The following is a 1,357-nucleotide window of genomic DNA, read 5'->3' as shown; positions in this document are numbered from 1 at the left end:
CAGGCGCGACCCGATGCGGTGGCCCTGGTTTGTCAGGATCAGCAGCTGACCTACGGCGAACTGGACCGCCGCGCCAATGGTTTGGCCCAGCATTTGATCGCGGCCGGTGTGGAGCCGGAAATGCCCGTGGGCCTCTGCGTCCACCGCTCACCGTTGATGGTGGTGGGCATGCTCGGCATCCTCAAGGCCGGCGCCTGTTACGTGCCTCTGGATCCCGCCTACCCGCCCAAGCGACTGGCCCATGTGTTGAGCCACAGCGGTATTCGTACCCTGGTGACCCAACAGGCCTTGAGCGCCTCGGGTGTCGTTGGTGTGGCCCAGGTGTCGCACCGCATCGACCTGGATCGCCTGCCGACAACGGGTGTAGAGCCCACACCTGAGCTTCCCGTGCACCCCGATCAGCTGGCCTATGTTATTTATACTTCAGGCAGCACCGGGCAGCCCAAAGGCGTGCGCCTCACCCACGCCAACGCGGTGAATTTTCTCTCGAGTATGCAGGCTGCGCCCGGCATCAAAGCCCGCGACCGTTTGCTCGCGGTCACCACCTTGTCTTTTGATATCGCCCTGCTGGAACTGTTGTTGCCCCTGAGCGTCGGCGCCTGCGTGAGTATTGTGCCCGAGGAGTGCGTGATGCAGGGCGACTGGTTGGCTGCGGCACTTGCGGACCAGCACATCAGCCTGATGCAGGCCACGCCGGTGACCTGGAAATTGTTATTACAAAGCGGTTGGCCCGGGCGTTCCCAACTTGCGGCACTGGTGGGCGGGGAGGCCGTCCCCCCGGCGCTGGCCGCGACCCTGGCAGATAAGGTCGGTAGCCTGTGGAACATGTATGGTCCCACGGAAACCTGCGTGTGGTCGGCGGTGCAGGCGCTGGATGCGGGTTTGACCTCGGGGGGCACAGTGCCCATCGGCCGCCCCATCCACAACACCCAGCTCTATATTCTCGACCGCGAGGGTCAGCTCTGCCCCGAAGGAGTGGTGGGGGAAGTCCACATCGGCGGTGCGGGCCTGTCACCGGGCTATTTCAAACAGCCGGGTCTTAGCGCTCTGCGCTTCGTGCCCAACCCCTATGCACAGACTCCCGGCGAGCGCCTCTACTGCACTGGCGACTTGGGTCGACTGCTGCCTGGCAGTGGTGGGGCCTTGGAGTGCCTGGGGCGTATAGACCAGCAGGTTAAGGTGCGGGGTTTTCGGATTGAGCTTGGAGAGGTGGAGACTGCGCTGCAGCAGCACGCCCAGGTGCAAGATGCGGTGGCCGTGGTGCAAAACAGCGCGGATTCAGGGGACGAGCCTGGGGACGCCCGCCTGGTGGCCTATGTTGTGATGCGTGGGGGCGATACGGAAGCGGCGAGTGCTG

Annotated in this window: 1 protein-coding gene; it reads left to right on the top strand. The window is 64.3% G+C overall.

What is annotated here, in order from left to right:
- A partial coding sequence (locus tag ABVT36_RS18995; protein WP_368457966.1) for an amino acid adenylation domain-containing protein occupies nt 1–1,357 on the top strand: 1,357 nt, incomplete at both ends.

It is taken from the genome of Microbulbifer sp. TYP-18, assembly GCF_040932045.1.
Lineage (GTDB): Bacteria > Pseudomonadota > Gammaproteobacteria > Pseudomonadales > Cellvibrionaceae > Microbulbifer.
The sequence above is the reverse complement of the archived record's forward strand: the minus strand, read 5'-3'. Positions and strand labels throughout refer to the sequence as shown.